Origin of the sequence: Paenibacillus hubeiensis, assembly GCF_032334105.1 — a bacterium.
GTDB classification, from domain to species: Bacteria; Bacillota; Bacilli; order Paenibacillales; family Paenibacillaceae; genus Paenibacillus; species Paenibacillus hubeiensis.
The window spans coordinates 215,381-236,964 of the sequence record NZ_JAVYAE020000004.1 but is presented as its reverse complement, the minus strand read 5'-3'; the positions used below and the strand labels follow the sequence as shown (position 1 = coordinate 236,964).

General features: G+C 52.6%; 26 protein-coding genes. 22 read left to right on the top strand and 4 right to left on the bottom strand.

From position 1 onward, the window contains the following. The first annotated feature begins 11 nt into the window (after positions 1-11). Together RSX24_RS14420 and RSX24_RS14415 are read left to right on the top strand one after the other, a co-directional pair. Positions 12-656 carry a hypothetical protein gene (locus tag RSX24_RS14420; protein WP_343260982.1) on the top strand — a complete coding sequence of 215 codons (645 nt, stop codon included), beginning with the start codon at positions 12-14 and terminating at the stop codon, positions 654-656. Positions 657-1,163: 507 nt separating this feature from the next. After that, the gene (locus tag RSX24_RS14415) at positions 1,164-1,640 is read left to right on the top strand and encodes a hypothetical protein (protein ID WP_236419934.1); all 477 of its coding nucleotides are present in this window, start codon (positions 1,164-1,166) and stop codon (positions 1,638-1,640) included. A gap of 171 nt (positions 1,641-1,811) precedes the next feature. On the opposite strand, the gene RSX24_RS14410 is transcribed toward RSX24_RS14415, so the two are convergent. After that, positions 1,812-2,408 (bottom strand): thymidine kinase, encoded by a 597-nt coding sequence (locus RSX24_RS14410; RefSeq protein ID WP_236419932.1) that lies wholly within the window; start codon positions 2,406-2,408, stop codon positions 1,812-1,814. A gap of 184 nt (positions 2,409-2,592) precedes the next feature. Between RSX24_RS14410 and RSX24_RS14405 the strand changes: the two genes are divergently transcribed. Further along, positions 2,593-2,805: a hypothetical protein gene (locus RSX24_RS14405; RefSeq protein ID WP_343260981.1), complete on the top strand. Its 213-nt coding sequence runs from the start codon at positions 2,593-2,595 to the stop codon at positions 2,803-2,805. Positions 2,806-2,951: 146 nt separating this feature from the next. On the opposite strand, the gene RSX24_RS14400 is transcribed toward RSX24_RS14405, so the two are convergent. Then, positions 2,952-3,269: a DUF2627 domain-containing protein gene (locus tag RSX24_RS14400; RefSeq protein WP_339273325.1), complete on the bottom strand. Its 318-nt coding sequence runs from the start codon at positions 3,267-3,269 to the stop codon at positions 2,952-2,954. 184 nt (positions 3,270-3,453) lie between these two features. Between RSX24_RS14400 and lpdA the strand changes: the two genes are divergently transcribed. The 5 genes from lpdA (at position 3,454) to lipB (ending at position 9,511) form a co-directional block, all read left to right on the top strand. Further along, complete coding sequence (gene lpdA / locus RSX24_RS14395; RefSeq protein WP_339273324.1) at positions 3,454-4,878, top strand: dihydrolipoyl dehydrogenase; 1,425 nt, start codon at positions 3,454-3,456, stop codon at positions 4,876-4,878. 190 nt (positions 4,879-5,068) lie between these two features. Next, entirely contained in the window at positions 5,069-6,097 is a 1,029-nt protein-coding gene (locus RSX24_RS14390; protein WP_236419926.1) for a thiamine pyrophosphate-dependent dehydrogenase E1 component subunit alpha, read from the top strand. A gap of 2 nt (positions 6,098-6,099) precedes the next feature. Continuing rightward, positions 6,100-7,086, top strand: a complete 987-nt coding sequence (locus tag RSX24_RS14385; RefSeq protein ID WP_236419924.1) for an alpha-ketoacid dehydrogenase subunit beta — start codon at positions 6,100-6,102, stop codon at positions 7,084-7,086. 138 nt (positions 7,087-7,224) lie between these two features. Further along, positions 7,225-8,688, top strand: a complete 1,464-nt coding sequence (locus RSX24_RS14380) for a dihydrolipoamide acetyltransferase family protein (protein ID WP_343260980.1) — start codon at positions 7,225-7,227, stop codon at positions 8,686-8,688. A gap of 118 nt (positions 8,689-8,806) precedes the next feature. Continuing rightward, positions 8,807-9,511, top strand: coding sequence for a lipoyl(octanoyl) transferase LipB (gene lipB / locus RSX24_RS14375; RefSeq protein WP_343260979.1), 705 nt, complete (start codon positions 8,807-8,809; stop codon positions 9,509-9,511). A 29-nt stretch (positions 9,512-9,540) separates the two neighbouring features. Here the strand turns inward: lipB and prli42 are convergent, their stop codons facing one another. After that, on the bottom strand, positions 9,541-9,642 hold the full coding sequence (gene prli42 / locus RSX24_RS14370) for a stressosome-associated protein Prli42 (protein WP_236419919.1): 102 nt from the start codon (positions 9,640-9,642) through the stop codon (positions 9,541-9,543). Positions 9,643-9,741: 99 nt separating this feature from the next. Between prli42 and RSX24_RS14365 the strand changes: the two genes are divergently transcribed. Then, positions 9,742-10,875 (top strand): tripeptidase T, encoded by a 1,134-nt coding sequence (locus RSX24_RS14365; RefSeq protein WP_236419916.1) that lies wholly within the window; start codon positions 9,742-9,744, stop codon positions 10,873-10,875. Between the two features lie 229 nt (positions 10,876-11,104). Here RSX24_RS14365 and RSX24_RS14360 read toward each other — a convergent pair whose 3' ends face one another. Continuing rightward, positions 11,105-11,239: a Z-ring formation inhibitor MciZ gene (locus RSX24_RS14360; RefSeq protein ID WP_236419912.1), complete on the bottom strand. Its 135-nt coding sequence runs from the start codon at positions 11,237-11,239 to the stop codon at positions 11,105-11,107. A 129-nt stretch (positions 11,240-11,368) separates the two neighbouring features. Here RSX24_RS14360 and RSX24_RS14355 point away from each other — a divergent pair, with 129 nt between their 5' ends. The 13 genes from RSX24_RS14355 to RSX24_RS14295 all read left to right on the top strand — a co-directional run bounded on the left by RSX24_RS14355 (position 11,369) and on the right by RSX24_RS14295 (position 21,508). Continuing rightward, positions 11,369-11,962 carry an NUDIX hydrolase gene (locus tag RSX24_RS14355; protein WP_236419911.1) on the top strand — a complete coding sequence of 198 codons (594 nt, stop codon included), beginning with the start codon at positions 11,369-11,371 and terminating at the stop codon, positions 11,960-11,962. A 2-nt stretch (positions 11,963-11,964) separates the two neighbouring features. Then, positions 11,965-13,200, top strand: coding sequence for an endonuclease Q family protein (locus tag RSX24_RS14350; RefSeq protein WP_343260978.1), 1,236 nt, complete (start codon positions 11,965-11,967; stop codon positions 13,198-13,200). Between the two features lie 135 nt (positions 13,201-13,335). Next, positions 13,336-13,965 carry a stage II sporulation protein M gene (gene spoIIM / locus RSX24_RS14345; protein WP_343260977.1) on the top strand — a complete coding sequence of 210 codons (630 nt, stop codon included), beginning with the start codon at positions 13,336-13,338 and terminating at the stop codon, positions 13,963-13,965. 106 nt (positions 13,966-14,071) lie between these two features. Continuing rightward, a complete protein-coding gene (gene fur, locus RSX24_RS14340) occupies positions 14,072-14,539 on the top strand; it encodes a ferric iron uptake transcriptional regulator (protein WP_236419905.1) in 468 nt (155 codons plus the stop codon). 211 nt (positions 14,540-14,750) lie between these two features. After that, positions 14,751-14,993 (top strand): DUF4227 family protein, encoded by a 243-nt coding sequence (locus RSX24_RS14335; RefSeq protein WP_343260976.1) that lies wholly within the window; start codon positions 14,751-14,753, stop codon positions 14,991-14,993. Positions 14,994-15,069: 76 nt separating this feature from the next. Beyond that, complete coding sequence (locus RSX24_RS14330) at positions 15,070-15,960, top strand: tyrosine recombinase (RefSeq protein ID WP_343260975.1); 891 nt, start codon at positions 15,070-15,072, stop codon at positions 15,958-15,960. Between the two features lie 176 nt (positions 15,961-16,136). Continuing rightward, on the top strand, positions 16,137-16,961 hold the full coding sequence (locus tag RSX24_RS14325) for a purine-nucleoside phosphorylase (RefSeq protein WP_339273307.1): 825 nt from the start codon (positions 16,137-16,139) through the stop codon (positions 16,959-16,961). Between the two features lie 280 nt (positions 16,962-17,241). Next, positions 17,242-18,417 (top strand): D-alanyl-D-alanine carboxypeptidase family protein, encoded by a 1,176-nt coding sequence (locus RSX24_RS14320; RefSeq protein WP_290371482.1) that lies wholly within the window; start codon positions 17,242-17,244, stop codon positions 18,415-18,417. Between the two features lie 170 nt (positions 18,418-18,587). Next, complete coding sequence (gene spoIIAA, locus RSX24_RS14315) at positions 18,588-18,935, top strand: anti-sigma F factor antagonist (RefSeq protein ID WP_438286834.1); 348 nt, start codon at positions 18,588-18,590, stop codon at positions 18,933-18,935. Beyond that, positions 18,932-19,387, top strand: coding sequence for an anti-sigma F factor (spoIIAB, locus tag RSX24_RS14310; protein WP_236419895.1), 456 nt, complete (start codon positions 18,932-18,934; stop codon positions 19,385-19,387). The genes spoIIAA and spoIIAB overlap by 4 nt, the downstream gene beginning before the upstream one ends. Before the next feature lie 11 nt (positions 19,388-19,398). Then, positions 19,399-20,154: an RNA polymerase sporulation sigma factor SigF gene (sigF, locus tag RSX24_RS14305; RefSeq protein WP_236419893.1), complete on the top strand. Its 756-nt coding sequence runs from the start codon at positions 19,399-19,401 to the stop codon at positions 20,152-20,154. Positions 20,155-20,442: 288 nt separating this feature from the next. Continuing rightward, positions 20,443-21,099 (top strand): stage V sporulation protein AA, encoded by a 657-nt coding sequence (locus tag RSX24_RS14300; protein WP_339273304.1) that lies wholly within the window; start codon positions 20,443-20,445, stop codon positions 21,097-21,099. Beyond that, positions 21,086-21,508 carry a stage V sporulation protein AB gene (locus RSX24_RS14295; RefSeq protein WP_343260974.1) on the top strand — a complete coding sequence of 141 codons (423 nt, stop codon included), beginning with the start codon at positions 21,086-21,088 and terminating at the stop codon, positions 21,506-21,508. Before RSX24_RS14300 ends, RSX24_RS14295 begins: the two co-directional genes overlap by 14 nt. Positions 21,509-21,584 lie beyond the last annotated feature (76 nt).

Sequence of the window (21,584 nt, the reverse complement as noted above, 5' to 3'; positions counted from 1 at the left end):
GGGCAAGCTTGATGAATCATTTCCGTGACATCACTTCATCCGTCCGTCAATGGTATGGCCATTTAATGAATAAACGCATTCCCTATGCGAAAATATATCTCAAGTCGGCCGGTATGCTTCACCGGCTTCTCGTCGAAGGACGCCGCAAGCGTGCTGCTGCCAGACGCGCAGATCGCGATCAGCCACTCGCGGCTTTGATGGATTTGGCACTCGCGCCAGGGGATATCATATATACGCCAAGTTCCGAATCCACGTATTATGCAGGCCATATGGGCATTATAGGGCTGGACGGCAAAGTCTATCATGTACACCCGTACGGACCTGTCTTCGCGGACAGCATCGACGGATATTTGACCCGTTTTTACGAGGGTGACCGATTTATCGTATTTCGTTCCCGTTTAAGCCAGGCAGGGCAGAAGGCCGCCGAATGGGTGCAAACACACTACAAGCAAGTCAAGCATTACCGGCTGCAAACCAATTTGCTGAGCATCGAGCGTAACTATTGCTCCAAATTCGTGTACCAAGCCTATCGTTTCACGTCAGGAATCGACCTGTGGAGCCGCAAATTCGCCGGCAGCTTGACGCAGGGATACATTTATCCTTTCCGGATTGAACGTTCTCCAGACCTTGACGTGCTGGGGACATTTTATAAGTGAACGTGCAAGACCGGCACGCCTTTGTCGTCAAAGGAGTGTCGGTTTTTTTTCATATGCATGAAGAGGAAAACAGGAAAAAGCATCGAAACGTCGAATAGGATATGAGATAGACTTGTACAGCATGGAAGATGTTACATAGAGAACGAAGGTTTATTTTGGATGAGATCGAGAGATTATGATGACTAGAAAGAGTGAGTGCCAGATGAGATGGTTGCGCTTTCTACGCGGTTTCAAGGATAGCCAAAACGTAGTGAAGCTATCGGACTACACCCCCAAACGTGAAAGGAGGAACCATTGTTCGATCTGCAGCAATAAGGTCAAAGCGGTCGTACATTATGCGGGTCCACAAGGAAATGTGATTGGCGTATGCGCATCCTGCAAAAATTTGGCGGATCGGCGAGGTTTTTTTCCCATTTAAATGAAAAAGGAGCGTTCAGGAAATAACATGGTTTTGATTTATGGGCGCTTTTGTAGTACATTAGCAAATGTATTCGAAGGAGGATTCTAATGTACTCAGGTAGACAAGACGATACTTTATACATCATGACCTACACCTTAAATAGCGGTATCAAGGGTACGGTTCCATTGTCCAACAAACAGATTATGGAGTGGCTTGATTGCTACAAAAACGAGAAGCGCTTCGTGACCGAAATCGGCAAGGAATTTTTTGGGTTGAACGCAGGACTTGTGGCAGACTTCAAGGTTCAGAATCATCTATCCGATTATCAGCAAACCATAATGCCCACACAGCAGCAGGATAACATGGAACGCTTGTCCAGCGCTTATAAATCCAGCGAGATTTTGATGAAGATCGATTGCAAATGCGGTACGGCTTACGTAACGGAATCTCCATATAAGCGAACCAAGTGGTATTGCACCAAATGCAAGGAAATCGTATTTTTGGATGCCAAAAAAGGAATGGTCGAAACGTCCCGAGGCGACGCCTATTATATGACCAATAAATATTTCGTGACACGTGACTAAAAAAAGAACACCTGTTGCATCGCTGCAAAGCGGTGCTTTTTTGTGTATGGATATCGCGGAAATAGCGAAAGTGGACGCCTCACCATAATAAAAAAGCCCCGTAGGGCTTCATATTAGAAGAATGTATTGTAATAGTCCGAATCAAAATTAAAGCTGCAGGAGAGACCGGATTTATGGACAATCCACTTTATGAGGAGGAACAAAGCAGTGCCGGCAACGTGGCTCATAAGCCTCCGAATCGCCAATCATGACGACCGGTCCGAGCGTAACGGGTTCGCCATTGACAATGCGCTGCGTGAAGGCAGCATCCGGGCTGCCGCATACGGCGCAGAAGGCCGACAGTTTCTCGATATCATCCGCCATGGCCAACAAACCGCCGATATAACCGAACTCCTTGCCGCGGTAATCCATGTTAAGTCCGTCCACGATGACATGTTTGCCGCAGTAGGCAAGCTCGGAGACAAGCTCCATAATGGCGCTGCTAAAAAATTGAACCTCATCAAAGGCGACGACGTCGGCGTCCTTCGTTTGGGCAATAATTTGCTCAACGATCTCGGGCGTCAATTGACGGGGAATGGAATGGGCCGGCAATCGGTAACCGATCCGGCTTACGATTTCGTCTTGCGCAAAGCGATTGTCTTCAGCGGGTTTGTAGGCCACGACCGTTTTGCGGCCGAACTGGATCCATTTCTGACAACGGCGAATAAGCTCACCGGATTTTTCGCTGAACATGGGCCCTGTAATAACGGTAATACGTCCTGTTTGCACGTTGCTGCTGCTCCTCTCACCTATCTATTAGCTACCTGCTCAAAAAAGCGACCATTACAGAGTACCACAAAAACTTGGGTCTAGGCCAGCACTATCATTACTTCTTTGTGTTACTATATGGAATGGTAAGCTGCTGGTCACGGCAGTTGATGATTCTGGAGTCCAAAGGAGATGAAGGGTACCGATGAACGATTCTTTACATGCCCTGGAGGAGAAATATGAACAACTGGTGCAGGAAGTTGATCTGGATGAACGGACGAGGGAGCTTGTCACCGATCTGTTTGCCGAAGCCCGGCGGTTGCAGGCCAGCAACCAAACGCTGCGCCGCACGATGCTGAAAGCTTCCTCGAAAGAATCGCGCATGTCGTCCAAGCTGCGGGACGCATTATACGAATAACCCGGGGATCACTCCGGGTTACTTGCCGTTTCCGAATGCAGGCAATCATTATTTTCAGGTTCGTTCCACGCGCACATATCGATTCAATAAGGATTATAACTGAGCTTGGGCAAACGTTAAAGGCTTGCGATACCCAGCCGGGTGATTCATGTGGAATGCCGCTGTTTTTCCGGGCCCGGATGAGCTGTTTTCGAACGAAAACGCGGACCTACATAGTTTCGTTTGCGATCCCTAAACAAAATCCAGCCCCCCAGAAAGCTCATGCCTGCTCCGAACAGGAGCAGCCCGCCGCCAAAGGAAAGCCAGTCAAACGCGGGGGAAACCTGATCGTTCCCATGATCGGCGTAATACAGAAACAAAGCGTCCTTCATCATCAGAAAGCCTTTCATCGCCATCAGGCCGGGGACGACCAGAACGAGAATGGCCAAGAAACGGGCAAAAACCAATTTTGTGTGGATCACCATAACCTCCCGACCGTTAGAAATGGAGCAAAATAGGTTGTGTTTACAAGATATGCCTGTTTTCATCATAGCTTGGTTTACTTAAGCTGTCTATGCATAGACGGCGCGAAATTTTGAGTTCGCTGCTTTGGGAGAGTACAATGGAACCAAGGATAGCGTAAAACGTTGACAAAGGGGAAAAGATGAGATGCCAATTCATTGCGATGTTGCCATTCTTGGGGGAGGAACCGGAGGCTACGTTGCCGCCATTCGTGCCGCCCAGTTGGGGAAAAAGGTTGTCATTATCGAGAAGGACAGGCTGGGAGGAACATGCCTTCACCGGGGATGCATCCCAAGCAAAGCGCTGCTGAGAAGCGCGGAAGTCTACGCGGAAATTCAGGAAAGCGAGACATACGGAATTGAGACGACGGGCGCAACGCTGGTGTTTCCGAAGGTGCAGGCCCGGAAGGATGCCATCGTGGAGCAGCTGCACCAGGGCGTTCAATATTTGATGAAAAAAAACAAGATTGAGGTCGTACATGCGAACGGGCGCGTCATTGGTCCGTCGATCTTCTCGCCTCAAAGCGGAGCGGTGGCCATCGAATTCGAAGATGGCGAGATGGACACGGTTGTGCCGACAAACCTGATCATCGCCACAGGCTCACGGCCGCGCGTTATTCCCGGATTGGAACCCGACGGACGATACATTATGAGCAGCGACGAGGCGCTCCGCATGGACGAGCTTCCAGCTTCGCTGATCATCGTCGGCGGTGGAGTCATCGGACTGGAGTGGGCTTCCATGCTGAACGATTTCGGCGTGCAGGTGACGGTCGTTGAAGCGGCTTCGCATGTGCTTCCGGCAGAAGACGAAGATATCGCGAAGGAAATGCAGCGTCTGCTCGGCAAACGCGGGGTTCGTTTCCTGACGAAAGCGAAGGTGCTGACGGAAACGTACAAGTCCGGTCAGGACGGCATTCAAATCGAAGTGGAGTTATCCGGCGATAAACGCGAGGCGCTGAGCGCGGACAAGATGCTTGTATCCGTTGGCCGTCAGCCCAACGTGGAGAACATCGGCCTCGAAAATACGGATGTCAAGCTTGAGCGCGGCTTCATTGCCGTGAACAAAAACCTGCAGACAGGGGAAGGGCATATCTACGCGATCGGCGACGTGATCGGTGGTTTGCAGCTGGCGCATGCAGCCAGCCATGAGGGCATCCTGGCCGCTAATCATCTCGCCGGCGAAACGGTACACGCCGTAGAATCCCATCGTATTCCGCGCTGCGTATACACTCGTCCGGAGGCGGCGAGCATCGGATTTACCGAACGCGAAGCGAAGGAACGCGGCCACAGCGTCAAAACTGGCAAGTTTCCGTTTCAAGCCATCGGCAAATCGCTGGTCCATGGCAGTCGCGATGGATTTGTAAAGGTGATCGCGGATGCGGAAACGAACGATATTTTGGGCGTACATATGATCGGCACCCATGTGACGGAACTGATTGCCGAGGCTTCGCTCGCCCAGATGCTGGATGCTACGCCATGGGAAGTCGGGCAGACGATCCATCCGCATCCAAGCTTGTCGGAAATCATGGGCGAAGCGATGCTGGCGGTGGACGGAAAAGCGATCGGCATGTAGGCTGAAGAGCCTCGAGAGAAAGGACCTTTCCTTTTTTGGGTAAAAGGGATTATAATAGGCTTAAGCCAAGTCTTAGTACCAGGTTATAAGATCGGGTTGTAAGACTGGCAGGGAGACCGCGACGAAATAAAGTACATTAAGCATTTCTTCGCGGCTCCTCAGGCTCTGAATTTAAAGGAGGTACCTCATAATGAGTTCACAAGGTACTGCAGGAGCAGTCCATCGGCACATTGAGCTGGGGCTTAGCGACGGAGAAGTGTTGGATATGTACAGAACGATGCTGCTTGCACGCAAGTTTGACGAACGATGCTTGCTGTTGCAGCGAGCCGGCAAAATCAACTTTCACGTATCAGGGATCGGTCAGGAGGCGGCGCAAGTAGGCGCAGCATTTGGCCTGGACCGCGATCACGATTATTACTTACCATATTACCGGGATTACGGCTTCGTATTGGCCGTAGGCATGACTCCGCGCGAACTGATGCTGTCCGCGTTTGCCAAAGCGGAAGATCCGAACAGCGGCGGACGGCAGATGCCGGGCCATTTCGGCCACAAAAAGCTGCGCATCGTAACGGGCTCCAGCCCGGTAACGACGCAGGTTCCCCATGCGGTGGGCATCGCCCTTGCCGCCAAGATGCAAAAAAAAGAGTTCGTTTCTTTCGTGACGTTCGGGGAAGGCTCCAGCAATCAGGGAGATTTTCATGAAGGCGCGAACTTTGCGGGCGTGCACAAGCTGCCTGTCATTATCATGTGCGAGAACAACCAGTACGCCATCTCGGTGCCTGTGCACAAACAGCTGAGCGGCAAAGTATCCGATCGTGCGCTTGGTTATGGATTCCCGGGGCTGCGTGTGGACGGAAACGATGCGCTTGAGGTATACGCGGCGGTGAAGGAAGCGCGCAAACGTGCCATTGCCGGCGAAGGTCCGACTCTGATCGAAGCGATGATGTACCGTCTGTCGCCGCACTCTACCTCGGATAATGACCTTGCATACCGCACCAAGGAAGAAGTGGAAGAGAACTGGAAAAAGGACGGAGTCCTTCGCATGAGAAATTATTTGTTCGAATGCGGCATTTGGGATGAAGCCCAGGATGCGGATTTGGCATCCCAGCTCGCGCTGGAATTGAAAGAGGCGACCGAATACGCGGACAACGCGCCATATCCGAAGCCTGAAGATACGCTGACGCATGTATATGCAGAAAGCAACGAAGGGGGACGGTAATCATGGCGATGATGGAATACATTGATGCGATCCGTCTGGCAATGAAGGAAGAAATGGAACGCGACGAGAACGTGTTTGTGCTTGGCGAGGACGTTGGCGTCAAAGGCGGGGTATTTACCACGACCAAAGGATTGCAGGACCAGTTCGGCGAAATGCGCGTCATGGACACGCCTCTCTCCGAATCGGCGATTGCAGGCGTAGCGATCGGGGCTGCCATGTACGGCATGAAGCCGATTGCGGAAATGCAATATTCGGACTTCATGCTTCCGGCAACCAACCAGATCATCAGCGAAGCGGCCAAAATCCGATACCGTTCCAACAACGATTGGAGCTGTCCGGTCGTGATCCGTGCGCCGATCGGCGGCGGTATCTTTGGCGGCCTTTACCACTCCCAATGTCCGGAATCGATCTTTTTTGGCACACCGGGCTTGAAAATCGTTGCCCCGTACTCGGCATACGACGCCAAGGGCCTGCTGAAGGCGGCTGTACGCGATCCGGATCCCGTCCTGTTTTTCGAGAACAAAAAATGTTACAAGCTGATCAAGGAAGATGTGCCTGACGACGATTACATCGTGCCGATCGGCAAAGCGAACGTACTGCGCGAAGGCGCCGACATTACCGTCATCGGGTACAGCCAGCCGCTGCATTTCGTGATGCAGGCTGCCGAAGAGCTTGAGCGTGAAGAGGGCATTACCGCGCACGTTCTCGACCTGCGCACGCTGCAGCCCCTCGACCGCGATGCGATCATTGCTTCCGCTCGTTTGACGGGCAAAGTGCTCATCGTGCATGAAGACAACAAAACCGGTGGGGTGGGAGCAGAGGTTGCGGCCATCATCAGCGAGGAATGCTTGTTCGATCTGGATGCGCCGATTCAACGTCTTTGCGGTCCGGACGTGCCGGCGATGCCGATCAGCCCGACGCTGGAAAAGTTCTACATGCTGAGCAAAGACAAGGCTAAGGAAGCGATGCGTGCATTGGCACAGTATTGATTGCTTTGCCTATATGTTCGGGGACGGTTACAAGAGAGAAAGGATTGATATACATTCAATCCCGATGTTGCCCCGTTACGGCGTGCGTAACGTGATGGCAACGGCTTAGATACAAGCAAAGTTAGGAGTGATATCGAAATGGCTGAACGCATGAAATGGATCGAGGTCATTATGCCGCAGCTGGCGGAATCGCTGGTATCGGCGACGATTGCAAAATGGTTGAAAAAACCGGGCGATGCGGTCGAGCAGTACGAGCCGATCTGTGAAGTGATTACCGATAAAGTGAATGCCGAGATTCCGTCCACCGTGGATGGAATCATGGGCGATCATCTCGCTGAGGAAGGCGCTACGATTGCCGTTGGCGAAGCGATCTGCCATATGCAGGTCGCTGTTTCCGGGGAAGAGGCAGCGGAGCAAATTACCGAGAACCGCCAGCCGTCTTCTGCTGCGGCGGGATCGGCATCGCAAACGGGAACGGACGCCCGAACTGTCGTTAATACCGGCGTACCTGCTCATGATCCCGACCAGCCGATGCGCGGACGTTACTCGCCGGCAGTTCAAACATTGGCTGCAGAACATGGCGTGAATCTGCAGCATATTCACGGAACAGGCATGGGGGGGCGCATTACGCGCAAAGATGTTCTGTCCTACATCGCGCAGGGCGGAGCTGCATCTTCGCCCCCCGTTCAGCAGGTCGCCGCTCCTGAAGCAGCGGCGCATGCGACGGAGTCGGCAGCATCTCCGTTCAGCGGCATCAACCGCGGGCCGGTGGAGCCTTCCGCTGCCTCAACGCGCGAAGGAATTCCGGTGGCTGACGCGGGTGTGCCCGTCAGACATTCAGGCATTCATTTGACCGAAAGCCCGAAAATCCCGCAAATCGAGGTGGAAGGCGGCGGACAAGGACGTTCCGAGTACTTTATCGACGTGACGCCTGTCCGCAACGCCATTGCCCGCAATATGCGTCAAAGCGTATCCGAAATTCCGCATGCATGGACGATGATCGAGGTCGACGTAACCAATCTGGTCTTGCTGCGCAACAAGCTGAAGGATGAATTCAAGCGCAAGGAAGGCATTAACCTGACGTATCTGTCCTTCATGATGAAAGGCGTCGTCAACGCGATCAAGGACTATCCGATCATGAACTCGGTGTGGGCCGTGGACAAAATCATCGTGAAACGGGACATTAACCTGTCCATGGCGGTAGGTACGGAGGATTCGGTGCTGACACCTGTCATTAAACATGCCGATCAGCGGAATATTGCGGGACTGGCCCGGGAAATCGATGATTTGGCGCGCAAAACCCGTGAAGGCAAACTGAAGCTGGACGATATGCAGGGAGGAACGTTCACGGTCAACAACACCGGCTCGTTCGGTTCGATCCTTTCCCAGCCGATCATCAATTATCCGCAGGCAGCCATTCTGACATTTGAATCCATCGTCAAGAAACCTGTGGTGATCAACGATATGATCGCGGTTCGTTCGATGGCCAACCTGTGCCTCTCGTTGGATCATCGGATTTTGGACGGCGTCATCTGCGGAAGATTCCTGCAGCGCGTCAAGGAGAATCTGGAAGGTTATAACATGGAAACGACAGTGTATTAACAGAATAGAAGGGTTATGGGAAAGTGTATGTGCCGGAGGCCGTGCACTTTTCCCGTTGTTTGTCGTTTGGTTGATCCGTCAGCACATCAACAATGAAGCAGAAGGGTGAGGAGATATCATGCATAAGCCGCTGGATGTTGCATACATACCGATGCTTGAATATGAAGAAGCCTGGAACACTCAAAAATCAATTGTACAGCAGTTGGATGAGGGAGAAGGGAACGAGCGGTTGCTGCTGCTTCAGCATCCACCGACGTATACGATCGGTTCGCAAAATCATCCCGAGCACCTGCTTCTCAGTCAAGAGCAGCTTCGGGAGCAGGGCATTTCATTGTTTCAGATTGATCGTGGCGGAGATATCACCTATCATGGGCCCGGACAGCTTGTGGGTTATCCGCTGATTGTTCTCGGCCGCGACGAGGACCTTGACCTGCACGGGTATTTGCGTAAGCTTGAACAGGTCATTATCGATTATCTGGCCGATCAGGGGGTCGAGGCCGGACGCAAGGAAGGCTACACGGGTGTATGGATCGGGGATTTGAAAATTGCCGCCATCGGCGTCAAATTCAATCGCTGCAAGCGTCGGCGCGGCTTCGTGACGAGTCACGGGTTTGCTTTCAACATCGCATCGGGGATCCAGCATGAAGGTTTCCAGGGAATTGTTCCTTGCGGCATCCAGCAATACGGAGTGACGTCGTTGGAAGATATTACGGGCAAAGCCTTTTCCGTGGAGTTGGTTGCCAAGGAGATCGTCTCCTATTTCAGCCGGCATTTTTCTTATGACATCCGTTGGGTAGACGAAAAAGAAGCCCTTCACCGCTAATGATTCAAAATGGTGCAAGGGCTAGGGGATTATCCGTAAAACAACGGTTCGAGCGCGATAAACAAAGTGGACCCCACCATCGCGATCAACATGATGTAAATGAAGATGCGAAACCATTTTTTATTTTGCATGATGCGAGGACTCCTTTCATCAAATAGTTATGCCGGACCCGTAAGAAAACGCCCACAATATATGTATTGTACCCTATCATTAAAGGAGAGAAAAGCCTTATGATCAAGCAACAGCGGATTGTCGAGCAGTTCATGGAACTGGTGCAAATCGATAGCGAAACGAAACACGAGCAAAATATCTCAACCGTCCTGAAAGAGCAGTTCGCCCGTTTGGGACTTCGCGTTTATGAAGACGATACGACGGCCAAAACCGGTCATGGAGCGGGAAATTTGGTCGTCACTTGGGAAGCTGAGGGAGCATCGGATGCTCCTGCAATTTTCTTTACATGCCATATGGACACGGTGACGCCGGGTAAGGGCATTACGCCTATACTGGGTGAGGATGGCTGGATTCGCAGCGATGGAACGACGATCCTGGGCGCGGACGACAAAGCGGGCATTGCCGCCCTGTTCGAAGCGATCCGCGTCATTCAGGAGAACAACCTTCCACACGGCAAAATCCAGTTTGTCATCACGGTCGGAGAAGAATCCGGCCTGGTTGGGGCGCGCGCAATGAACCCGCAAGATATCGATGCCGAGTTCGGTTATGCGCTCGATTCGAACGGCGCTGTAGGCACAATCTGCGTTGCTGCACCGGCCCGGGCCGAGATTCAGATGAATATTTACGGCAAATCCGCACACGCCGGGGTGAACCCCGAAGATGGCATCAGTGCCATTCAAGTGGCAGCCAAAGCGATTGCGGCGATGAAGCTTGGCCGGATCGACGATGAAACAACGGCGAACATCGGCAAATTCCAGGGCGGTTCGGCGCTGAACGTCGTCTGCGATTTCGTGCAGATCGAGGCGGAAGCACGCAGCATCGTTCAGGAGAAAGTAGAGCAGCAAGTTGCAAAGATGCGGGAAGCGCTCGAAACAACCTGCGACAAATTTGGTGCCAGAGCCGAATTCCACAGCGAAATATTGTATCCTGCATTTGGATTCCAGGATGATCATGAGGTGGTGCAGCTTGCACAGCGAGCCATTCGCGGCCTTGGGCTGGAGACGTCGACGTTTATGTCCGGCGGCGGCAGCGATGCCAACATCTTCAACGGCTTTAACATTCCGACGGTGAACTTGGCCGTAGGTTACGAAGAAATTCATACAACCAATGAGCGCATTCGGGCCGAGGATCTCGCCAAGCTGGCGGAAGTCGTCGTGGCCATCGTGCAGGAAACGGCTGCCGTCCGGAAATGATTGCAGCAGCCTCCGGTTAAGCAATAGCGTGGATTCGGCATTATGCATGGCATGCCACCGTCAACCGGAAGCGGCTTGGCTGAAACCAGGTGCGCTCCACAAGTTGAATAAAGTCCGAATCCGGCGCAAGCCGATTCGGACTTTTTGCAAAAACGCAAACAAGCGATTGAACATGCAGAAGGGTTGGATTGAATCGGCCGCCATGCTGAAATACTGAAATAAAGGGGCGTTATTTCCGCCCTGCGATCAGGTCTGCAACACGGGCATCCGGTCCCCATTCGTTAAGCCACTGTTTAAGGATCAGTTTTACTTGCCGGGCCTGTCCTACCAAATGCACGGATTGTTTGGTGTAATAACTGTTCATCGGTTGTCCCCCTGATTGGTTATCTTTATGACCGGGTGTGGTATAAAATCACCATATGCCAAAACAGGAAGGTTTATACCGCACGAACACGTTGAAATTCAAACTCGTAGAACGGAGCTGAACTAAGTCATGAACAACGCAAACACGTCGCAAGCGAATATTTCCGCCAAATCGTCCAACCCGAAGCTGGATGAAAAAACGATCTCCACGGAGCAGATGTTCGAGGGGAGAGTGATCTCCCTCCAAATCGACACGGTGGAACTGCCTAACGGTCAGAGGGCGACCCGGGAAGTCGTTCGCCATCCCGGAGCCGTCGCTGTTCTCGCCTTGAGGGGCGATAAAATGCTGGTCGTCGACCAGTACCGGCAAGCACTGGGCCGGACGGAAGTGGAAATTCCCGCTGGAAAGCTGGATCCGGGCGAAGCGCCGGAAGTGGCAGCGGCACGCGAACTGCGCGAAGAAACCGGATATGCGGCCAAATCGCTGCGCCATCTGCGTTCCTTCTACACTTCCCCCGGTTTTGCGGACGAAATCATCCATCTTTATCTGGCCGAGGACCTGGAAGTAGGCGAGATGGAGCCGGACGAAGACGAATTTCTGGAAGTGTCCGAAATCACGTTGGATGAGGCTTATGCGTTAATGGACCAAAACCGGATCAGCGACGCCAAAACGATGCTGGCCGTGTATGCATGGGATCTGTACCGGGCCACGGGGCGGTTCTGACCATGGGGAATTCCATGGCATCTGCAAACGATTGGCAGCCTACCTACGCGGACCTTCACATCCATATCGGCCGGACTTCCCGAGGGGAAGCGGTCAAAATCAGCGGCAGCAGGGACCTGACGTTTGAAAATATTGCCCGCGAAGCTTCCGGACGCAAAGGGATCCGGCTGCTCGGGGTCATCGACTGCCACGCCCCCGTCGTGCAGCTGGACATCGAACAGCTGCTGGAGAAAGGCACCATGACCGAACTGGCGGGGGGAGGCATTGGGTACAGGGATACGACGATTTTGCTGGGGACGGAACTGGAGCTGCGGGAACCGGACAGGCGCGAGTTCCATATGTTGGCTTATTTCCGGGACCTGGCCACGATGAAGTCGTTCACGGCGTGGATTGCTCGTCACATGAAAAACGTCAACCTTAGCTCACAGCGGATCTATGTTCCCGCGCGGGAGATGCAGGCCGAGATCAGAGCCCGGGGCGGGTTGATCGTGCCGGCACACGTCTTCACTCCGCATAAAGGCATCTATGGCAGCACGGCCGCGCGAATGGCCGAGGTGCTCGATACCGATATGATCGACGCCGTCGAGCTCGGGCTCAGTTCCGATTCGTCCATGGCCAGCCATATTACGGAGCTGGACCCTATTCCTTTTTTGACCAACTCGGATGCACACTCCCTTGGCAAAATCGGCCGTGAGTACAATGAATTGCTCATTGCCTCGCCTTCGTTCGACGAATTTCGGTTGGCCCTGAAGGGTATGGAAGGCCGGAAAATCCGGGCGAATTATGGACTGAACCCGCGGCTTGGGAAATATCACCGCACCTATTGTGCGGCCTGCGGCAGCATCATGGACGAACAGGAGCTCTCTGCAGAACGCTGTCCTTATTGCGGCAGTCTCAAGCTGGTCCAAGGCGTGCTGGATCGGATACTGTCCATCGCGGATCGGAATGTTCCTGAAGTTCCGGCCTACAGGCCCCCTTACTGCTACCAAGTGCCGTTGGAGTTCATTCCCGGCTTGGGGAAGGCCAAGTTGAAGCAGTTGCTGGAACGCTTTGGTACGGAGATGAATGTATTGCACCGCACAAGCGAGGAGGAACTGGCGCAAGTGGTAGGATCTCATTTGGCCGGCATGATCGTGGCAGCGCGGGAAGGTCGCCTGGAATTGGATTCAGGAGGCGGCGGCACGTACGGCAAAGTGAGCGTGCAAGGAAAAGAGCCTGGCATGTCCAAAGATCGTTAATCGGGAAAAGGACAAGAAGTCATACGAAGGGCGTCTCTATCATACGTATGGTTACATGGAAAATTGGAACGGAACATCCGCTCCCAAACATCGATGAACGTTGTTCATGTAACCGGAAAGGAGACCCTTGCTCGTATGCGTTCTTCTCACTTCACTTTCAAAGGCCAAACTTCGCTCTATGTATTCGTGGCCGTCCTGTTTCTGGTTGGTGTCATTTTCGGTGCCCTGATGGTCAATGCACTGTCGCTGGAGCAGCGTCAGGATCTCGAAGGGTATTTGGGCAATTTTTTCGTTACGGTTCACCATGGCACATCCGGAGGGGAGACCGGAGCTTATTGGGACATTGCGATGCTGCATCTGAAGTGGATCGGATTGATCTGGATTTTGGGCCTGTCCGTCATCGGATTACCCGGCATATTGGTTCTCGATTTTATGAAGGGCGTGCTGATCGGATTCACGGTGGGATACCTGGTGGGGCAGTATTCATGGAAAGGCTTGCTGTTCGCGCTTGTATCCGTTGCTCCCCACAATTTGTTCGTCATCCCCATCTTGCTTGTATGCAGCGTTGCGGCAATGACCTTTTCAATCTACATCATTCGCAACCGGCTGCTCGCGCAGCGAGCTCCTGCAGGGCAGCGGCCGTTTGCCTCTTATCTTCTCTTGACGTTGGTTATGGCCGGGCTTTTGCTGGGCGTGGCTTCCTTCGAAACCTGGGTTACCCCGGCAATGATGCGCTGGGTCACGCCGATGCTGCTGCCCGTCTAGCTTGATAGCAATGTGTAAATTGTTGACTTTGATTACGCACTCCCCCTATAATGAAAGAAGTGGGTTAAGTTGCAGTGTGCAGTGATTTCCTAGGGGGAGGGAGAAAATGGAAGCACGGATCGATAAAATCAAGCAGCAACTACAGTCCCAAGGATATAAATTAACGCCCCAGCGGGAAGCCACCGTCAGAGTACTTCTTGAGAATGAAGAAGATCATCTGAGCGCGGAAGACGTATTCATGCTTGTTAAAGAAAAAGCTCCCGAAATCGGTCTGGCAACCGTGTACCGTACCCTCGAACTGCTGAGTGAGCTGCATGTTGTAGAGAAAATCAACTTCGGCGACGGTGTAGCGCGTTATGATCTGCGCGGAGATACGTCCAAGCATCATCACCATCACTTGATCTGCGTTCAATGCGGAAGTGTGGATGAAATTCGTGAAGACTGGCTCGGACCGCTTGAAGAGCGCCTGGAGCAGGAATTCAATTTTTCCGTCGTGGACCACCGTCTGGATTTCCACGGGATTTGTTATCGTTGCAAAGCTAAAAATGACCAGAAGCCCAAAGATGAAGAATAACATAGCGTGTCTTCAAGCTCTCACCGGAGGTTTTGACGGGGGAGCTTTTTTGGTCACGCAGGGTATGGAAGGTTTGCGCTTTCATATCATATCTCGGCAAATCCCGGCATAGGCTGATTCTGAACGCTTTCCTGAGCAAGACAAGCAGGTGCTGGAGCATCTCGCCCTGAATACAGGAAAGGAAGGGAACGAATCGGGAGGGGGATTGCCCATGGTTATTTCGATGCGGAAAGGGCTTCGTTTTTTTCGGTTTATTCTGATTTTTGCAGCATTGGTCTATCTGTTCTATCATGTTCTGGATTTGTTCAATGGCTGGATTTCGCCTGTGGACCAATACCAGGCGCCTGTGGGAAACGCGGTCAAAGTATTTCAGGAAACGGCTTGGCCAGGCACTGGCGAAGAGCGTCCCGCGTTTGCCGAACGCCTGCGTTTGTTCTATTGGTATGGGGAATAGCCGACTTGAACACCTGGGATGCAATTACGGATGCAGGCTGCCCTTCGGGCAGTCTGTCAGATGAGGAGCGTTGTGCATGAAGCAGACGATACACGCCTATGCTTTATACCTTGAAGAAGACAAGGGAATGTCGAGCAGCACATTGGAATCGTATCTTCGGGACGTGGACAAGTTTATCGAATTTGCGGACAAAGAATACGGGATTCGGGAGGCGGATCAAATACGCCGCACCCATGTGGTTCTGTTTATAGGCAAGCTGAAGCAGGCGGGCAGAGCCAATGCAACCATTGCCCGCAGTATCGTTTCCCTGCGCTCCTATTTTCATTTTTTGATGCGGCGCGGAGCGTTGATGCAGGACCCGACATTCGATGTGGAGGCTCCAAAGGCCGACAAGACACCGCCGCAGGTGCTCAGCGTGGGGGAGATTGAGCTGCTGCTTGCCGCGCCCGATACGGCTTCGGCTCAGGGCGTTCGCGACAGGGCCATGCTGGAGCTTCTGTATGCGACGGGCATTCGCGTCTCCGAGCTGATTGCGCTTGATGTGCGGGACATACATACGGATATGCGCTTTATTCGTTGCGGGGGTGCAGGTAAAGAACGCATTTTGCCCATTGGAGCTCCTGCAGCCCATTGGGTCAATACGTACATCCGTGATTTTCGCGGCGAGCTGCTCAAAACGGATGCGGACGAGCAGGCACTGTTCGTGAATGTCTCGGGACGGCGTTTGACACGCCAAGGTTTCTGGAAATTACTTAAAAAGGCTGCGCTCGACGCCGGCATTTCGGGGGAGATCACGCCTCATACGCTGCGCCATTCCTTCGCCGCCCACCTGATTGCGAACGGAGCGGATACCCGGGCAGTTCAGGATATGCTTGGACATGTGGAGCAATCCAACAATCCGTACGGCAACCACGGGCGGCGAACGATGAAGGAGATTTATGAAAATCATCATCCGAGGGCGAAGTAAGCGAAGGGAGCGCACATCGTCCATGAGCCGGTGACTGGGTAGATCGGAGTTGCATCGGTTAGTGCAGCGGCGTTTTTCTTGGGACGAGTTCAGGAGGATATACATGCATATCCATTCGTTGATGGCGAATACTTGGGTGCATGACAAAACAGCACGATATTAGGAGGAGCATTTTAATGACAGCATTGAATCAACAAATGATTACGGAAGCGGCCGCTTATATCCAAAGCAAAAGCGAGATCAAACCAGAGGTGGGCCTGATTCTCGGATCGGGCCTGGGAATCCTGGCAGACCTGATCGAAGATGGCGTGAGCATTGCTTATCAGGACATTCCGCATTTTCCGGTGTCGACGGTTGAAGGACATGAAGGCGAGCTCTTGCTCGGCACGATCAAAGGCCGTGCAGTCGTCATGATGAAGGGGCGTTTCCACATGTATGAGGGCTACGGTCCCGAGCTGACCGCGTTCCCGGTACGCGTCATGAAGCAGCTGGGCGTTGCTTCGCTGCTCGTGACGAATGCAGCCGGCGGTGTAAATACGTCGTATCAGCCGGGAGACTTGATGCTCATTTCGGATCATCTTAACCTGACGGCCAAAAATCCGTTGATCGGGCCGAATGATCCGGCATTGGGCGTGCGCTTCCCGGATCTGTCGGAAGCGTACAGCCGCCGTTTGCGCGCTTTGGCGAAGGAGACGGCGGCTTCGCAAGGCTTCGACGTGCGCGAAGGCGTTTACGCAGGCCTGCTTGGCCCGAACTACGAGACGCCGGCGGAGATCCGTATGCTCCGTACGTTGGGTGCGGATGCCGTAGGCATGTCCACCGTATCTGAAGTGATCGTGGCCCGTCATGCCGGCATTGAAGTGCTGGGCATTTCCTGCATCAGCAATATGGCTGCAGGCATTTTGGACCAGCCTTTGTCTCATGACGAAGTCATGGAAACGACGGAACGTGTTCGCGAATCGTTCCTGAGCCTGGTGCTTGCGGTCATCCCGCAAATGTAATATACACAGGCCCTGGCTTGATAAAGAAGCGCAGCCTTTCCAAAAAACAAGCAAACAGCCTCCCCAAGCAAACGGTGCTTCGGGATAGGCTGTTTTTTTGTTGAGTTCAGCTCTGGAAAAAGTTTGGAAAAACATGATTTGCATGGAATAATTTGCTGTAAACGCGCCGACAATGATTAGCAGTACTTGCATGGAACATGCAGTAAGAGACTGGGGCGAAAAAAGTACCTCTTATTTCGTCGCAGCTTCTAAGCCTAGTCATTCAAGGAGGTTATTCACTGTGAAGAAACGAATTATGGCATCGTTCATGACGATTTGTATGCTGCTATCCGCTATGACCTCTTCGGTGTTCGCCGAAGAAACGCGCAAACCGGCAGAAGGGGCAGACCTGGCCCCGTCGGCGCGTTCGGCGATTCTGATGGATGCGGATACCGGAACGATCATCTATGAAAAAAACAGCCATGACCAACTGCCGCCGGCCAGCATTACCAAAATCATGACGATGCTGCTGACGATCGAGGCCGTCGATGCAGGCAAGCTGAAGCTGACCGACAAGGTCAGAACAAGTGAATATGCCGCTTCCATGGGCGGGTCCCAGATCTTTCTGGAGCCTGGCGAAGAGATGACCGTGGATGACATGCTGAAAGGGATTGCGATGGCCTCCGGCAATGACGCTTCGGTCGCGATCGCCGAGAAGATCGGCGGTTCGGAACAAGCTTTTGTGCAGATGATGAACGATCGGGCTCAAGAGCTTGGCATGAAGGATACCCGGTTTGTCAATCCAAATGGACTGCCTGTCAAAGGTCACCATTCGTCCGCTTACGATATTGCGCTGATGAGCCGGGAGCTGCTTAAGCATCCTTCCATTACCAAATACACCGGAGCATATCAGGATTACTTGCGCAAGGATACGGCGAAGCCCTTTTGGCTCGTCAATACCAACAAGCTGGTTCGGTTTTACTCCGGAGCTGACGGATTGAAAACGGGATATACGTCCGAAGCGAAGTTCTGCCTTTCAGCCACTGCCTCGAAGGACGGATTGCGCACGATCGCGGTCGTGCTTGGCGAGCCGAACACCAAAACGCGCAATAGCGAAGTGTCTGCCATGTTCGATTATGCGTTCAGCCAATATACGATGAAACCTCTATACAAAAGCGGAGAGATGCTCGGTCAGCTGAACATCGAAAAGGGCGAAGTGGCGCAGTTGCCGCTGAAGGCCACGCAAAATTACAGCGTGCTGATGCGCAAAGGCGGCAAATCCGAGGAAATTCGGCATGAGCTTCAGCTCCAGCCAAGCATAAAAGCGCCAGTCAAGGCCGGGCAAAGCGTTGGAAAGCTGGTTGTTTATCAAGGCAGTGAGGTCATTAAGGAATTTGACATCAAGGCACCGCAGGACGTGAACAAAGCGGGCTGGTGGAAGCTGTTCAAACGAACGACGAGCAATTTGTTCGATTGAGTATGTGGCGGCAGCCTTTGAGAGCATGACTGCTGCTTTTCCTGGATGAACTGGAACATTTTTTGTAGTTAAATAGGGGTTTTCTTCTAGTTTTGTCGTGGGGAAGGAAAAGCCTTCGAGGGCGTAGAAATCCTTGTTCATGACAGGGAGGAGAGTGAGCTAACGTGAACATGCATGTGGATATGGAGCATCACCGTGGGGTTCTGATCGTACGCTTATCGGGGGAATTGGATCACCATACCGCTGATCTGGTCCGGATGCAAATGGATGAGGCCATCCAGCGCAGACAATGCGAGCATCTGATTCTCAGTCTGAAGGACCTGCAGTTTATGGACAGTTCGGGTCTGGGCGTCATTTTGGGCAGATACAAGCTCATTAAAAATAAAGGCGGCAAAATGGTGGTATGCGACGTGAACCCGCCGGTGTACCGTTTGCTGGAAATGTCGGGATTGTTCAAGATTATGCCGATTTACGAAAATGAGGGAACTGCCCTCTCGGGTCTGGAGGTCGTCTCATGAGTGAAGGAAACGGTACAAATTTCATGAATTTGCAGTTCGCGGCCAAATCGGAGAACGAATCGTTTGCGCGTGTGACCGTTGCGGCTTTTATCTCCCGGCTTGATCCTACGATGGACGAGCTTAGCGACCTGAAGACGGTCATCTCGGAAGCTGTAACCAACAGCATCATTCACGGCTACAACAACAATCCCGAAGGCGTCGTTACCATTCAGGCGCAGATTCGCGATGACATGGTCACGATCATCGTCGAGGACCGGGGCCAAGGGATCGAGGATCTCGAACTGGCCAAACAACCGCTGTACACGTCCAAGCCGGAACTTGAGCGATCGGGCATGGGCTTCACGATTATGGAAAACTTCATGGATGAATTCGAAGTCAGCAGCGAGCCCGGCAGGGGCACCTCCATCAGGATGATGAAAAGGATTGAATCCAAGAAAGCATTGTTTAATTAGGAGCTGGTCTTATGGATGCTGAAGTGAAATCATCTTCACAGGCCTACTTGGATGATGCCGAGGTCAAACGGCTGATTGCGCTCAGTCAGTCGGGTGACCATGTCGCCCGGGATACGCTGGTGAACAGCAATATCCGGCTTGTCTGGTCCGTTGTACAGCGGTTCATGAACAGGGGGTACGAACCGGAAGACCTGTTCCAAATCGGCTGTATTGGCCTGCTTAAATCGGTGGACAAATTCGATCTGAGCTATGACGTCAAGTTTTCTACGTATGCCGTGCCGATGATCATCGGGGAAATTCAGCGATTCCTGCGCGATGACGGCACCCTCAAGGTCAGCCGTTCCTTGAAGGAGATGGCCAACAAAGTCCGCAAGAAACGCGACGAGCTCTCCAAACACCTCGATCGGCTGCCCACGATTAAGGAAGTGGCCGAACAATTGGGCGTGACGCCGGAGGAAGTGGTATTCGCGCAGGAAGCGAACAAGCCGCCAACCTCGATTCATGAGACGGTGTTCGAAAACGATGGCGATCCGATCACATTGATGGATCAGATCGCCGACGAATCGCAGGAACGCTGGTTCGACAAGCTGGCGCTCAGCGAGGCGATCGGCGGGCTGAGCGAGCGGGAGCGGTTGATTGTTTACCTGAGGTATTATCGCGATCAGACGCAATCTGAAGTGGCGAGCAGGCTGGGGATTTCCCAGGTTCAGGTATCGCGGCTGGAGAAAAAAATTCTGCAATCGATTCGCGACCAGATCGCGCAATGAATCGTCAATAAACGACAACTAACAACCTTCTAACGCATATAACATGCGTGGAAGGTTGTTAGTTTTTATGTGAATAAGCGATCAAAGCAACGTTACCACAACCACATTCACGCAAAATGAAGACGGTCATTGGAAAGTTTCATGGATCGATTGAACGACAATGGCAGGTTGGCCCGGTTTGCCGGTCCGGCCTTTTTTCATGCATAAAAGGAGAATATTCTCTTTTCGTAATAAATTTGCACGATTTTCAAATACTAAGCGAAATTACGCAGTAAAGGAGTGTTTCGGATGTCTCTGGCACCCACTCCAACGGTCTACATTCGTCTGCGCAGCCGCATTCGCATTCCGAGAGGCAAAGGGGTCACGCTTGGCGATATCGCCCATTTGCTTACTTCACCGGAACAGGAGGAGGCGAGATTGCATGAGCTCGAGCTGCTGCATCCCGGACCGATGGACGGCAATCTGATCCTGATCGACGTCTTGCAGGTCATTCCGGCAATTCGGCGGGTTCTGCCGCAAGCCAACGTCGAGCTCATCGGTTCGGGTCACACCCTGGTGGAAGTGATCGAAGGGAACGGCAAACCTTCCAAATCATTGTTCGTTTTGGTTTGGATCCTGCTTTTTTTTGGTTCGGCCCTGACCATCATGAATTTTCATGCGGATGTGAACATGCAGGAGGTCCAGATCCGGATTGTGGAAATGCTCACGGGCACCCGGGACGAGCATCCGTATCTGTTTCAGATCGCCTATTCCCTCGGCATCGGTTTTGGCATGACCGTCTTCTTCAACCATTTATTCAAGAAAAAGTGGAATGAGGAACCTACCCCGCTGGAAGTCGAGATGTTCTTATATCAGCAAAACGTCGACCAATATGTCGTGATCGAGGAAAGCGAACGTTTGTTGGAACGGGATAACAGGGAGATGAGCACCGATGAGCGTCCTTAATGGTGCTATCAGCATCGTGCTCGGGGTTGCTGGAGGAATCGCCGTCGGCAGCGGGATTATCGCGCTCATTCTGGTCCTCGACATGATTCCGAGGCTTGCTCAGCTGACGAGAACTTATGATAAAAGCCACTGGTACGAAGGCGCCTTGATTGGAGGATGCCTGCTTGGCACGGTCGCGGATTTCTGGCATTGGAAAGTAAACGGAGCGATGCTGCTCAGCCCGATTGCCGGCTTGTTCTGCGGCGTATTCATCGGCCTGTTGGCCGCGGCTCTGACCGAGGTGCTTAACGTGCTTCCGGTGCTGGCCAAGCGGCTTGGCATGAAGCCTTATTTGTTCGGTTTGCTTCTGGCGATGATTTTGGGCAAGATGACGGGGTCTATGTTTGACTTTTTTATATATCAGCGTTAGATCACGATGCGGAGGAGGAAGGACAGAATGGAAACAAGATCCGATCATACCGGACAGGAAACGGTCGAAGGCCTGC